At 61.1% G+C, this 12557-nt stretch carries 10 protein-coding genes, 1 tRNA gene and 4 pseudogenes; 7 read left to right on the forward strand and 8 right to left on the reverse strand.

The window, feature by feature from the left end; all coding sequences use genetic code 11:
- Positions 1 to 43: 43 nt before the first annotated feature.
- The 4 genes and pseudogenes from ACZ1JX_RS08185 to ACZ1JX_RS08200 form a co-directional block, all read right to left on the reverse strand.
- Positions 44 to 790: an SDR family oxidoreductase gene (locus tag ACZ1JX_RS08185; protein ID WP_465126235.1), complete on the reverse strand. Its 747-nt coding sequence runs from the start codon at positions 788 to 790 to the stop codon at positions 44 to 46.
- Complete coding sequence (locus tag ACZ1JX_RS08190; protein ID WP_156309605.1) at positions 787 to 1467, reverse strand: TetR/AcrR family transcriptional regulator; 681 nt, start codon at positions 1465 to 1467, stop codon at positions 787 to 789. Before ACZ1JX_RS08190 ends, ACZ1JX_RS08185 begins: the two co-directional genes overlap by 4 nt.
- A gap of 46 nt (positions 1468 to 1513) precedes the next feature.
- Positions 1514 to 1978: an enoyl-CoA hydratase-related protein gene (locus ACZ1JX_RS08195; RefSeq protein WP_082364532.1), complete on the reverse strand. Its 465-nt coding sequence runs from the start codon at positions 1976 to 1978 to the stop codon at positions 1514 to 1516.
- Between the two features lie 299 nt (positions 1979 to 2277).
- Positions 2278 to 2454: pseudogene (locus tag ACZ1JX_RS08200) on the reverse strand (homogentisate 1,2-dioxygenase); the annotation flags it as partial.
- Here ACZ1JX_RS08200 and ACZ1JX_RS08205 point away from each other — a divergent pair.
- A pseudogene (locus ACZ1JX_RS08205) lies at positions 2455 to 3262 on the forward strand (aldehyde dehydrogenase family protein); the annotation flags it as partial. It abuts the pseudogene before it with no gap.
- Positions 3263 to 3304: 42 nt separating this feature from the next.
- On the opposite strand, the gene ACZ1JX_RS08210 reads toward ACZ1JX_RS08205, so the two are convergent.
- Positions 3305 to 3742, reverse strand: a complete 438-nt coding sequence (locus tag ACZ1JX_RS08210; RefSeq protein ID WP_231624932.1) for a MarR family winged helix-turn-helix transcriptional regulator — start codon at positions 3740 to 3742, stop codon at positions 3305 to 3307.
- An 81-nt stretch (positions 3743 to 3823) separates the two neighbouring features.
- On the opposite strand from ACZ1JX_RS08210, the gene ACZ1JX_RS08215 reads away from it, so the two are divergent.
- Positions 3824 to 4663, forward strand: a complete 840-nt coding sequence (locus tag ACZ1JX_RS08215; RefSeq protein WP_465126236.1) for a p-hydroxycinnamoyl CoA hydratase/lyase — start codon at positions 3824 to 3826, stop codon at positions 4661 to 4663.
- Between the two features lie 229 nt (positions 4664 to 4892).
- Here ACZ1JX_RS08215 and ACZ1JX_RS08220 read toward each other — a convergent pair whose 3' ends face one another.
- Together ACZ1JX_RS08220 and ACZ1JX_RS08225 are read right to left on the reverse strand one after the other, a co-directional pair.
- Positions 4893 to 5840 (reverse strand): alpha/beta fold hydrolase, encoded by a 948-nt coding sequence (locus ACZ1JX_RS08220; protein ID WP_231624930.1) that lies wholly within the window; start codon positions 5838 to 5840, stop codon positions 4893 to 4895.
- A 554-nt stretch (positions 5841 to 6394) separates the two neighbouring features.
- Positions 6395 to 6468 (reverse strand) — tRNA-Met (locus tag ACZ1JX_RS08225).
- A gap of 429 nt (positions 6469 to 6897) precedes the next feature.
- Here ACZ1JX_RS08225 and ACZ1JX_RS08230 point away from each other — a divergent pair.
- The 4 genes and pseudogenes from ACZ1JX_RS08230 (at position 6898) to ACZ1JX_RS08245 (ending at position 8484) form a co-directional block, all read left to right on the forward strand.
- Positions 6898 to 7101: a mechanosensitive ion channel domain-containing protein gene (locus ACZ1JX_RS08230; RefSeq protein WP_465126237.1), complete on the forward strand. Its 204-nt coding sequence runs from the start codon at positions 6898 to 6900 to the stop codon at positions 7099 to 7101.
- 78 nt (positions 7102 to 7179) lie between these two features.
- Complete coding sequence (locus tag ACZ1JX_RS08235; protein WP_465126238.1) at positions 7180 to 7500, forward strand: hypothetical protein; 321 nt, start codon at positions 7180 to 7182, stop codon at positions 7498 to 7500.
- 67 nt (positions 7501 to 7567) lie between these two features.
- Positions 7568 to 7765 (forward strand): annotated as a pseudogene (locus ACZ1JX_RS08240) (transposase); the annotation flags it as partial.
- 74 nt (positions 7766 to 7839) lie between these two features.
- A complete protein-coding gene (locus ACZ1JX_RS08245; protein WP_465126239.1) occupies positions 7840 to 8484 on the forward strand; it encodes a transposase in 645 nt (214 codons plus the stop codon).
- A gap of 240 nt (positions 8485 to 8724) precedes the next feature.
- Here ACZ1JX_RS08245 and ACZ1JX_RS08250 read toward each other — a convergent pair.
- A pseudogene (locus ACZ1JX_RS08250) lies at positions 8725 to 9186 on the reverse strand (glycosyltransferase); the annotation flags it as partial.
- Between the two features lie 702 nt (positions 9187 to 9888).
- Here ACZ1JX_RS08250 and ACZ1JX_RS08255 point away from each other — a divergent pair.
- Entirely contained in the window at positions 9889 to 12375 is a 2487-nt protein-coding gene (locus ACZ1JX_RS08255) for a putative Ig domain-containing protein (protein ID WP_465126240.1), read from the forward strand.
- Positions 12376 to 12557: the final 182 nt, after the last annotated feature.

Raw genomic sequence — 12557 nt, forward strand, 5'->3', positions numbered from 1 at the left:
GATAGAAACCATACTGGTGGGTATTATGCAAGCATGAACGCCATCAATTCGACCAGCCGCCGTCGATTATGTGGCACTGCCCGGTGGTGAAACGGGCCGCATCGCTCGCCAGATAGAGCGCAAGGCTGGCGATCTCGTCAGCCTGGCCGAACCGGCCGAGCGGCTGGCGCGCGGCAAAGGCCGCGCGGGTCGCTGCATAGTTACCGATTGCCTGCATCCGCGCTTCGAGCGCTGGTGTCTCGATCGTGCCGGGGCAGATCGCGTTGGCGCGGATGCCTTGTGCGGCGTGGTCTGCCGCCAGCGCCTTGGTCATGCCGATGATCGCCGCCTTGGTTGCGGCATAGGCAAACCGGTCCGGCACCCCGCGCACCGAACTGGCGACCGAGGACATCGTGATGATCGCCCCGCCTCCCTGCGCGATCATTGCCGGGAGCAGCGCGCGGATCATGCGGAACATGGCGGTGACATTGAGGTCGAACGCGTGTTCCCAATCCGCATCGCTGCAATCGAGCACTGTGCCATACGGCACAGTCCCCGCGCAGAGGAACGCGATGTCCACCGCGCCCGCCGCCCGCGCGAAGGTTCCGATCGCGGTGCCATCCGTCAGATCAAAGGCAAATGGTTCGCACCCGCAGGCCGCTTCAAGCGATGCGAGGGCAGCCGCATTGATATCGACCGCCAGCACACGCGCTCCCTCGCGCGAAAAGCGTTCGGCACTGGCCCGGCCGATCCCCTGCCCGGCGCCGGTGACGACCGCCGTCTTGCCGTGCAGGACGCCGGTAGCCGTCAATAGGGCGATTCCAGCCCAGCCAGCACCATCTCTGCGTAGATCTTGCCGATTTCCTCGGCGCTGACATCGCTTTCCGCGGGTCGGAACCAGCGGTGCGTCCACCCGACGATGCCAAGCACGCCATAGGCCACAACCTTGGGCGAACCGACATTGCGGAACGACTTGTCGGCATAACCCTGCTCGATGATCGCGATCACCGCATCGGACATCTGCCGGTTGAGATCGCGCATGTAGAGCGACCATTCGGAGCGCTTGTCGCTGACATTGCTGAGGTTTTCGCGGATGTAGATATACATCAGCGGATAGTGCTCGCCGTAGGACGACATGAGCGCGATGATCAGGTCGCTGAGCTTGCGCCGCGGGCGCATGTCGCTTGCCTGGATTTTCAGCGCCAGTGCCACGTTGCGCTCGACCACGGTGCGGACGATCTCGTCGAACAGCTCCTCCTTCGACGAAATGTAGTAATAGAGCGAAGCGCGGTCGATATTGAGTTCGGCTGCGACGGCAGTCATGCTCGCCCGCTGGAAGCCCATCCGGTTGAACACCCGGATCGCCGCCTCGCTGATTTCCTTGCGGCGTTGCTGATGCGAGACGCTGGAATCCTCGCGCGCCGCCGTGCGCCGCTTGCCAATACCACTTTCGGAGTGTGCCATCATCGGCTTGCCATCTTTCATCATGCACCGCCGACTACGCGATCACTCGCGGAAGTTCCAGTTGCAGCCTTCATCCGCGCGGCCCTCCGGCCACATAAAGCACCTGCCCTGTCATAAAGCCCGCTGCGCAGCGTCGATGAACGACAGCGAATGTGCACTGGCGCAGGCGAAACAAGCGCATCCACCGCTCGCGTGAAAGCTGAAAATCGCGCCGCCACAAGAATGGATGGCGGCGATGCGGGCGGCGTTGCGGGCGGCGATGCACGGCGTTGATCGCGCTGTCGCAGAATTCCTTGAGAGCATAACCGGTTCCAAAATAGGCACCGTCGGCCTTAATCACGAGCAGACGCGCCTTCTCGTCATGATCGAGATTGACTATCACCCGATCAAACTCGTCGCGAAGCTGAACCGTGATAGCATTGCCGGTGCGCGGCCGGTTCAAGGTGACAGTCGCGATGCCGTTCAGCTCTTTCGTCGTTCCGGGCCTCAAATTGCATCGCCGACATCCTCGATTGGTCTGATCTGCGGGGAGCATGGCTATCGGTCAAGGACGCGTTAGTCAACATAAGTGTTGAATTAACCAGAAACGCCCAGGAATCTGGCCCTGAACCAAAGCCTGAAAGAGCAATATCAACGTATATGTTGATACTTCTTTCGCCGCATCGGTATCTGATTGTAGACGCCCGAAAACCAGATACACACCGCTGTTGATATTCTGATCGCAGGCGCCGGTCTCGCCGGGCTACGCGCCCTCCATTCAATCCGAGCGGCTGGCTTCTCGGTCGCCGTAATCGAGGCAAGCGATGATCTGGGCAGGGTCTCCAGCGCCCCCTCATTCGCGCCGATCGGGCCGAGATCAGGAAGTCGGAACAACGCCCCGTGGTTTTCGCAAACGTATCCGCGCGCGGCGCCGTCTGGCAGCTCGACGCGGAAACGCATGCCCCGATGCAACAGCAGGATCTGCCCGGGCGAAACGTCTAGGCGGCCCTGTTCCGTCGTGACCAGCAGGCGCTTGCGGCCCATCCCTTGATCGCCAAAGTCTCGTTCACGGCATCGACCGCAACCGGGAAGGCAATCGGCCATACTGCTGTCGAGAGCCTCAAGCGGTTCACGCTCGAAATGGGGGGGCAAGGCACCGCTGCTGGTCCTCGACGATGCCGATCTCGACGAGGCGGTGAAGGCGGCCGCGTTCGGCGCCTTCATGAACCAGGGCCAGATCTGCATGAGCACGGAGCAGATCATCGTGGTCGACGCGGTGGCCGATGCCTTTGCAGAGCGCTTTGCGGCAAAGGCGGCAACGCTGCTTGCCGGCGATCCGCGCGAAGGCAATACGCCGCTTGGCGCCGTGGTCGATCGGAAGACCATCGATCATGTCAACAGCCTGATCGACGATGCCGTAGCCAAGGGTGCCCGCGTGATCGCTGGCGGCAAGGGCACCAGCGTGGTGATGTCTGCAACCGTCGTCGACGGGGTGACGTCCGCCATGAACCTCTACCGCGACGAGAGCTTTGGTCCGGTGGTGGCGGTGATCCGGGCGCGTGATGCCAATCATGCGGTCGAACTCGCCAACGACACCCAGTACGGCCTGTCTGCCGCCGTGTTCACGAAGGACATCGCCAAGGGCCTGACCATTGCCCGGCGCATCCACTCGGGCATCTGCCACATCAACGGGCCGACGGTTCACGATGAAGCACAGATGCCCTTCGGCGGCGTCGGTGCTTCGGGCTATGGCCGCTTCGGCAGCAAGCAGGGCATCGACAGCTTCACGGAAACCCGCTGGGTCACGATCGAGACCCAGCCTGGCCACTTCCCGATCTGACCGGTCGATGCTGTCGCCATATCCAAACTGCTCGGACGCTTCTCAGTCCATCAGGGCGCGGAGTGCCGGGAGAAAATGGGGCCGGTGGCGCGCGGGAATGCGTGCCATCAGGTCGTCCTCGAACTTCTGCACCACGCAGCGAATTTCCGCCAGCATGTCGCGCCCGCGCGCGGTGAGCACGATGGCCTGCGATTTGCGGTCGATCGGCTCGCGTCGAATCAATCCGGCGGCATCGAGCCGATCCAGGATCGGCACCATGTTGGCCCGCTGGATTTCGAGGATCGTCCCGATTTCGCTTGATGTCATGCCGGTCTTTTCGCCGACGACCTGCAATACCGCCGAGTCCGAGATGCGCAGATCAAGGTCGGCCAGGCGTCCCGCGAGATCGGCCATCATGGCATTGGCCGCGCGGCGCAGCGCGTAGCCCGGTAATCCGGTAAGTCCCACGTGACTGGCAAGTATGGCTTGAGAGGGCTTCATCTGCACCTTTATTGCTATGTTTAATAGCATTTTTTCCTATATTTATCATAAACATCGTACACAGAAATGAAAGGGAATGCCATGTCGGAACGTGCCGAAGCAGATACTGTGACCTGCGTTGTCGAAAATCGCATTGCATGGGTTTCGTTTGCGCGTCCCGGGAAGCGGAACTGCATGGGCCCCAAGCTCAACCGCCAGATGAAGCGCGTGATCGAAGATCTGGAATTCCGCGACGATGTCGGCGTCCTGGTGCTGACCGGCGAAGGCACGTCATGGTCCGCTGGCATGGACCTGAAGGAATACTTCCGCGAGAACGAGGAGAAGGGTCTCGGTGCGATCCGGGGCGCCCAGCGGGAAGCCTACAGCTGGTGGGAGCGCCTTCGCTGGTTCGAAAAGCCGACCATCGCGATGATCAATGGCTGGTGCTTCGGCGGTGCCTACGGTCCGCTCTTTGCCTGCGATCTGGCGGTCGCGGCAGAGGATGCCCAATTCGGGCTTTCGGAGATCAACTGGGGCATTCTGCCCGGTGGCGGCGCGAGCAAGGTCATTGCAGAGCTCACCGGTTTCCGGAACGCCATGTACCACGGCATGATGGGGGAGAACGTCGACGGGAAGAAGGCTGCCGAATGGGGCCTAGTCAACGAGGCGGTGCCGGCGGACCAGCTCAAGGCGCGCGTTACGGAAATCGCCAATGTGCTGCTTGGCAAGAACCCGCAGGCCCTGCGGGCCACCAAGTGGGCAATCCGCCGCGTGCGCGAAATGACCTACGACAACGCACAGGACTACCTGATCCGCACCCAGGAGGCGGCCAACTCGTTCGACAACGAAGGCCGCAAGGAAGCCACCCGGCAGTTCATCGACGAGAAGACCTTCAAGCCCGGCCTCGGCGCTTATGACCTGAAGCGTTCCGGCAAGGAATAGAGACGCTCGAAAAGCAAGCCAAGCGGCTCAAGCTTGACTGAGAACTGCCAAAGAATGGCTCCCGTTGCACGGCGAAAGGCGCGCAATGGGGGCCTTTTTCATGCAATGTCGGCGAGCACTCTTTCAACACCAGCCCTGAAAACGGCATAGGCCGCGTCGAGCCGGCTACTGCAATTTACATCGGCAACATGTACTTCGCACTCCCCGGTGTTCCTGGGGTGATGCAAAGTCAGGTCTTGGCGCGTTCCATGATCCAGTCAGCAGTGATCAGGGGCTGTGTGAGCGGAAACATATGCCCACCTTCGATCAGCTTGAGTTCGGCACCCTCAATCGCGGCAACGGTCGGCTGGCCGTGTACGGAAGGATCCAGCAGGAGGTCGCCTTTCGCAAACATGACCCCGACCGGGATCGACAGCTCGCCATAGCGTGCGGCAATGCCCGCCATCTCTCCGCGAGCCGCCTCGACATCGCCGCAAGCCGCGACGAATGCCTCGGGGCGCAGGGTCAGCGCCGCGCCGCCCCGCGTTTCGAAATCGACAGGGAAAGGTTCGGGGCCGAAAACCTGGGCATTCGCCGCATCTGCGCCGAGGCGCCCTCCGGGCGCTGCCAGCGTCCAGGCCAGCACCGAGCGTGCAATGGGCGACTTGAGATCAAGCGCCTTGAACACTTGCGGGATAGTCTCAATGGGCTGGGTGAGCGGTGCGAGCAGCGCAAGGCCGCCAATCTTGCCGGGATTATCAAGCGCCATCGCCAGAGCAATCGCACCACCAAGCGAATGTCCGACCACCAATGGCCGATCCAGCCCGAGCTGGTCCATCAGCTCGACAATCATCCTCGCCTGCGCAGCAAGACCACGCTGGCCGTCATCAAGGTAGGTCGAATATCCCGATCCCGGCCGATCGACCAGGATGAGCCGATGGTGCGGCGAGAGAAGTTCGCTCAAGGCATACGTGAAGTTGCGCAGCTGGCCGCCAAGACCGTGTACCAGCACGATCGGTGGTCCTTCCCCAACGGCGAGGTAGTGCAGACGAGCGCCCTTCACATCGGCGAACTGCCCATCGGGTGGCACCAGCTCTTCGGCGCGCTTGCCGTTCCATGCGGTGAACGCAGCCAGCCCTGCGGCTGCTGCAAGCGTTGCGGCGCCACCGCCCATGATGGCCTTGAGAATCCTCGCCATAGCTTCGCCATCCTACCAATTGCCGGGGGCAGGCTGCATCTCACACCTATGCCGTTTCGGCAATTTCAGATAGCGCCACGGCGTAGCATGAACGGGTCTTCACGCCGCAACTGCTGAATGGCTTGATCTGGTCGTCGGATGCCATGGTTGTCGAAAGCGCCCTCGCATGACTACAAATATGGGCCGGAGGTCGAATTGCATTTGGAGCTTACTACAGCTGAGTGGTTCCCACTGCGGGACCCACATTCGAGCGGAAAACAAGGACCTTTGAAACGCTGCCTGTCGCAATGGCGACAAAGTCCGCTCGAATCAGATATCTGATTTCGCCTGAGAATTACGCAAATCTCTGCGCTGTGGACTTGGGGGTATCGTACAAGGGCGCGGGTAGCGAAAAGTACCCCCAAAATACCCCCACGAAACGCTGGCTACATGCGGACGCATCCAGCTTGTTGTGGACGGGTAACTCATCGAAATCCGCCGGATTTCCAAGCATTCTTGCTGATCGAACGGTCGTCTACGGCGCCATGCAGAACCATATGGCTGCATACGGACGGTAGCGGAGGAGGGACTCGAACCCCCGACACGCGGATTATGATTCCGCTGCTCTAACCAGCTGAGCTACTCCGCCCCATGGCTTGCCCGTCAGTGCGGAGTGGTTAGTTCCGCTGGGCAGGCCGCGCTCCTAACCTTGCCCGACGGGTCGGTCAACCGGGTTTGCGGGATTTTTTGCGCGAGGATCCGGATTGGTCCCAACCCTCAAGCTCGCGGCACGTTCCGCCTGCCTACATGCACCCTTTCCCCGCAGATGCAGGCGCCAGCGATGCCTGCATCATGACCCAGCGCGGGCGTGGACAAGCAAGCATCATCACCGATAATGGGCGGTGAATCGACGCCCAGATGCTCGACCATCGCCACAGCGCAGCACCAATCAGACCATCGGCCTGCATCACTCCTTGCCGCAATCAATGCGGCCGTGCACTCGGGCATGCTTTAAGCCAAATGGGCATGCCGCATCCCTGCGCTCATCCTCGACCTCCTGCGCCTGATCATCGTGCTGGTGGCCGCAGCCTTCGTTCTGGGGCGTCGATCTAGGCAACGTGCTGGCAGCGCTGGGGTCGGTTCGGTCGTGCTGGGGCTTGCGCTGCAGGATACCGTGTCGGACCTGTTTGTCGGCATCTCGCTGATCTCCGACCGCCATTTCAAGGAAGGTGACTTGATCGTGAGTGACGGAGTCGCCGGGCGGATCCTGCAGATGGACTAGCGTTCCGTCACGGTCCAGACGCTGGACGACGAACACCTTGTCGTCTTCCCGAACTCCGAACTCGCCAAGGCGCAATTCATGGTGATCAACACCGACATCCGGCCTTTCGGCCAGAGCGTACGTGTGAAGTTCGCCTACTCGGTACCCCCTGCCCGTGCCAGCGCCGCCATAGAACGGGCTCTGGGCGCCGTGGACTTGATCCTTCAGGAACCGGCGCCGGGCATCGACATCGTCAGCCTTGGTGACGACGGGATAGAGTTCGAGGTAACCTTCCACGCCGCCACGCGCTCCGATGGCGACGAGAGGCTGACCCACTTCTTCCGCAAGCTGTGGTACGTTTGCCAGCGCGAGGGCCTGGACTTTGCCGGCGCGCTCAACCGCATGTATCGCAGCGTATGACCTGTGACGTGACCCCCTGATTTTTCTCCAAGTTCGATTAGAGTCCGGCCATTGGAAGGACGGACAGATGAAGCGAACGAGGTTCATGGAAGAGCAGATCATTGGCGTACTGAAGGAAGCGGAGGCGGGTGCGAAGACCGCTGACCTGGCTCGGCGGCACGGCGTTTCGGAAGCGACGATCTATAACTGGAAGGCCAAGTATGGTGGGCTCGAGGTATCGGACGCAAAGCGGCTGCGGGCGCTCAAGGACGAGAATGCCCAGCTGGACACCCGCAAAAACCGATGGAGTTTCGGTGTCGATGGTGATTCATTGATCGAGAGCGATCATGGAGAGCCGTGGTGGATCCGAAGTCCCTGTTCAGTTTGAGCGATCATCTTGAAGCCTTGAGCAAGGACGGCGATCAGCTCGAGGTTCTGCAGCAGACGGTGGACTTTGAATATTTCCGGGGCTGGTTGGTCGAAGGGCTCGGCTACGGCGATGGTGCCAAGGGCGGGCGGCCGCCGTTCGATCCGGTTATGATGTTCAAGGCGCTGATCCTTCAGGCGCAGCACAACCTGTCGGATGCACGGATGGAGTTCATGATCCGGGATCGGCTGAGTTGGTTGCGCTTCCTTGGGCTGTCGCTCGGGGACCGGACGCCGGACGAGAACACGATCCGACATTTTCGCAATCGCCTGACCGAGACCGGAACCCTCAAGCGGGTGATGAAGGCCTTCGACTGGCAACTCCAGAAGAAGGGCTACATCCCGATGTCAGGGCAGATTGTCGATGCCTCGCTGGTGCCCGCGCCCAAGCAGCGAAATACCGAGGGTGAACGCGAGGCGATCAAGTCGGGCAAGAGTGCGAAGGATATCTGGCCCGATGAACCGAACAAGGCCGCGCAGAAGGACACCGATGCACGCTGGACGCTCAAGATTGGCGGCAAGGTGCGCCATCGGGCAACTACGCACGGTGCTTTCATCGAAGGCCGAGCGATTTGCTGAATCGGCAGGGCCGAGCAACTGGAACCGCGCGGCAGGCACGGCCTGACGCAAAATTCTTGCTGCCTCCACGAACTCAAGCACGCCCTTGTCTCGCAACATCCGGGCGATGAGCAGGAAGACAGGCGCATCCCCTCCCGGCAACGGCACGGGCGCAAAGTGTTCGAGATCGATCCCGGAACCGGGAAGCACCTGCGCCTGACTTTCGCGAACCAGCCGACGGTCAAGAAACAGCCCGCGATCCTCGCTGTTCTGGAAGAAGACGACAGGCAACCCGTCGAATGCGGTGCGGTAGAGATTCTCGACAAGGTAGCGCAGCAAAGGCCCGGACAGGAACGCGGTGCCCAGACCCGGCACGTTGGGCACGAACGGAATGCCAAGCGGCTTTGCGGCTAGAGCTCCGAAGATGTTGTTCTTGATGGTGTAACTCAGCACCACATCCGGTTTTGCGGCAGCAAAGGCTGCGCGCAATTGGCGCATCAGGGCAAAATCCGTCAAAGGATTGAGGCCCTTGACGTTCATATCGAGTGCCACGGTTTCGCAGCCGATGGAGCGAAGCCTGTCGACCGCATGATCCAGGGGCGCAACAACGGTGACCCGCCCGCCTCTGGCCAGAACGTCCTCGACTACCGGCCTGCGGAAGTTCCAGACGTTCCAGGCCGCATTCGCGGTCAGAAGGACGTAGATGGGACGGCTATCTGTCATTTCAGGAAGTGCAGCGACCCCGGAAAGGGCGCCGCCCGTGACGGGAGACCCGACGGAACGAGGACCGGACAGCCCGGACCATGCTTCATTGATTGCAATGCTTTGCAGTCAAGCTCGGGGGATGAGATTTGCCTGTCCGACGCAGAACCACGGCTACCGCACGGCAGGTGAAATTCACCGACCGTTGCGCGTCTCGTCGCGACGGATAGAGCAATCAGAACGCCTCGGAATGCGCTAAGTTTGCTACGAAAACATTATTTTTTTGACGAGAGATTACTGGGCAATGACGCCCGGACGAAGCCTTGGAACACGGCCCCGAACGAGAGTTCCTCCAACCTAAGGTTGTTGCCATTATATCGTTAGTTATCAGAAAAACACGGGCGATGAATTCTCCGTTCGGCAGTCAAGGGATCATAAAGAAACTCGGGCAGCAGCGCCGCAACCGTAAGGGATATAGCTCACGGCATTCCGCTCAAGGGTTCTGACCACTCGAACTATAGGTCGATAGCAATATGCCGTAGCCCATCGTGATGATTTCGGTGTTCCCAACGCCAGCCTACCGCACTGTTACCTTCAACTGCGTCCTGTGTCTTTTGAACGCGGGGCCAAAAACACGGGGTAACCATGCAACTCGATCGAACGCGTTTTGCGGCGCGCACGATACGGCAGATACTTCTGCTGTTATTCGCCGCGTTCGTCGCCATGACAACCACCGCATCGCCTGCCCTGGCGGGCAGTGCAACCAGCGGTGGCATGACGATCAATGACCTTTCCCTTCCCGCAGCACAGCGCGGAGTCGCCTACAGCTTTGACATCAAGGATCGTCTGAGCGGCGGTACGCCCAGCTACACATTCGCGCTGACCAGTGGGTCTCTGCCCACGAGCCTGTCGCTTTCCACCGCAGGCGTGCTCAGCGGCGTGAGCTGCGACAACACCAACGGGTCATTCCCGTTCACGGTCACGATCACGGATGGCAATGCCAACGTCGGCACCTTCAACTTGTCAGTCAATATGACGGCGGGTCCGGGTGGCGCATGCAGCCTCTCGGTCAATCCCGCCACGATCAACGATACCACCACGGTCGGCACAAGCTATTCCTCGACCGCGATCACCCCGTCGGGCACCGGTCCGTACACTTACACTCTGACGAGTGGCGCCCTGCCTGCAGGCCTGACACTCGACAACGGTGGCGCAACTGCGCAGATCACGGGCACCTCGACCGCAACCGGTACCTTCAATTTCACTTACGACATTACCGACACATCAACCGGCTTCGTCACGACGCTGACCGGCACCATTCAGGTCAATGCCGCAACGCTCGCCATCGGACCGGCTTCGCTGCCCAATGGCACGAATGGCACGCCATACTCCCAGACGCTGGTACCGACCGGCGGTAGCGGTCCCTACACCTGCACCGTGACCGCAGGTGCTTTGCCTGCTGGCCTCACGCTTGATGGCGTAACCGTCAGCGGAACGCCGACCTCGGCAGGCAGCTATGACTTCACCGTCACCTGCACCGACCGCTATGGCAGTTCGGCGACCAAGCGCTACACGCTTGTCATCGATCCGGGCCAGGTACTGACCCTCGGACCGGCATCGCTGCCCAACGGCACGAACGGCACGGCCTATAGCCAGACCCTCGCGGGATCGGGCGGAACCGGCACGGGATACGTGTACTCCCTGACGTCCGGAGTTCTCCCGGCGGGCCTGACGCTTGACGCGAACACCGGTGCCATCACTGGCACCCCGACAACGCCGGGCACCTACAACTTCACGGCTCGCGTCGTGGATTCCGCTGGCAACTACCAGACCCACGATTACTCCATCGTCATCGCGCCTGGCGCGCTCCTCAACCTCGGCCCCCAGTCGCTTGAATCGCCGACGCAGGGCATCAACTACTCCTCGCCCGTCGTCGCCACAGGCGGGTCGGGCACGGGTTACGTTTACTCGCTGGACTCTGGTTCGCTGCCCTCCGGCCTGACGCTGAACCCGTCGACCGGCGTGATCAGCGGCAAGACCCTGGCCAGTGGCACCTATACGTTCACCGTCCGCGCGGTGGACTCGCAAGGCAACTACGGCACTCGTACCTACGTCTTCACCATTCGCGAGCGGCCTGATCCGACTCTCGATCCGGAAGTCCGCGGTATCGTGGCCAGCCAGTTCAGCACCTCCTCGCGCTTTGCGCAGGGTCAGCTGAACAACGCCATGCGCCACATGGAAAGCCTGCACGGCGGTCTTCGCTGCGGTGCTAACAACGAACTGCGCGTCACCGACACCACCGGCGCAAACGCCAGCAGCCAGCCCTCGGCCGCTTCTGCGGACGATAAGGTATCGGCCAAGGCCAAGCCCACCGCTGTGGTCTGCGACGACAACGCACCCAAGATCGCTGCCTGGTCAGCAGGCTCGATCGACCGTGCAACCGACGACATCCATCACTTCAACGCTGATGCAGTGACATTCGGCTTCGACGTTCAGGTCGGTCCCAAGGTCATTGCCGGTGCGGCGTTCGGCTATGGCTGGAACAAGAGCACGATCGGCACGCACGGTTCGCGCACGTCGGACAATGCCAAGTCGGCCATGGGCTATGCCAGCATCAACCCCGTCAAGTCCGTGTTTGTCGACCTTGCGGTCGGTGGCACCTGGGTCGATCTTGGCGGAAGGCGCTACGTCACCTCCGATGCCAGCTTCGCCGGCTTCTCCCGCAAGGGCAACGTGACGTTTGGATCTGCAGCCGTCTCGGTCGAAAAGCCGGTGGGTGCAATCCTCGTCGCCGGAAAAGTCCGCTATGACTACATGAGGGCCAGCCTCGACGGGTTCAGCGAAACATCGTCCAGCCCGTATGCGCTGACCTACAATGACGCCAAGCAGACCACGCAGAACCTCACCGCAAGCCTGCGGATGGAGACCAACCTGTCCTATGACTGGGGCCGTCTCAAGCCGATGCTGCGCGCTGACCTGCGTCATCACGTCAGCGGGAACTACGATCAGGTCATGGCTTACAGCGACCTGCTCTCCCGCACCTACACGCTTCGCCATGCCACTTCGAAGCAGAACAACCTGTCGCTGGCAGGCGGTGTCACCGCCAACATCGATGGGACGGAACTGACTGCGGAGTACGGCACATCCTCGACGGCTGAAGACGGCCTGACGGGCGGTGAAGTCCGGATCATGGTGCGCCTGCCGTTCTGACGGCAGCCATCAGCTGATCAAAAAAATGCCGGGGGCGATAATCCGCCTCCGGCATTTTTCATTGGAGCGTTTTCCCAAGACTTTCAGATCCGAATCGGACCTTGAGGCCATTCCTTAATCGCCGCAGCATCACACGCAAAAGAGCGGGCCCGTCAGATCATGTAAGACCGCACAGACGTCCT

This window comes from Novosphingobium sp. BL-A-41-Hi4A-0G, from assembly GCF_055521735.1.

What these genes read in the sequence shown, in the direction of transcription:
- ACZ1JX_RS08210 (WP_231624932.1), bottom strand. Translation starts at nt 3,742, where the DNA reads ATGAAGCCCTCTCAAGCCATACTTGCCAGTCACGTGGGACTTACCGGA.
- ACZ1JX_RS08195 (WP_082364532.1), bottom strand. Translation starts at nt 1,978, where the DNA reads ATGCTCCCCGCAGATCAGACCAATCGAGGATGTCGGCGATGCAATTTG.
- ACZ1JX_RS08220 (WP_231624930.1), bottom strand. Translation starts at nt 5,840, where the DNA reads ATGGCGAGGATTCTCAAGGCCATCATGGGCGGTGGCGCCGCAACGCTT.
- ACZ1JX_RS08235 (WP_465126238.1), top strand. Translation starts at nt 7,180, where the DNA reads ATGGTGATCAACACCGACATCCGGCCTTTCGGCCAGAGCGTACGTGTG.
- ACZ1JX_RS08190 (WP_156309605.1), bottom strand. Translation starts at nt 1,467, where the DNA reads ATGATGAAAGATGGCAAGCCGATGATGGCACACTCCGAAAGTGGTATT.
- ACZ1JX_RS08215 (WP_465126236.1), top strand. Translation starts at nt 3,824, where the DNA reads ATGTCGGAACGTGCCGAAGCAGATACTGTGACCTGCGTTGTCGAAAAT.
- ACZ1JX_RS08255 (WP_465126240.1), top strand. Translation starts at nt 9,889, where the DNA reads ATGACAACCACCGCATCGCCTGCCCTGGCGGGCAGTGCAACCAGCGGT.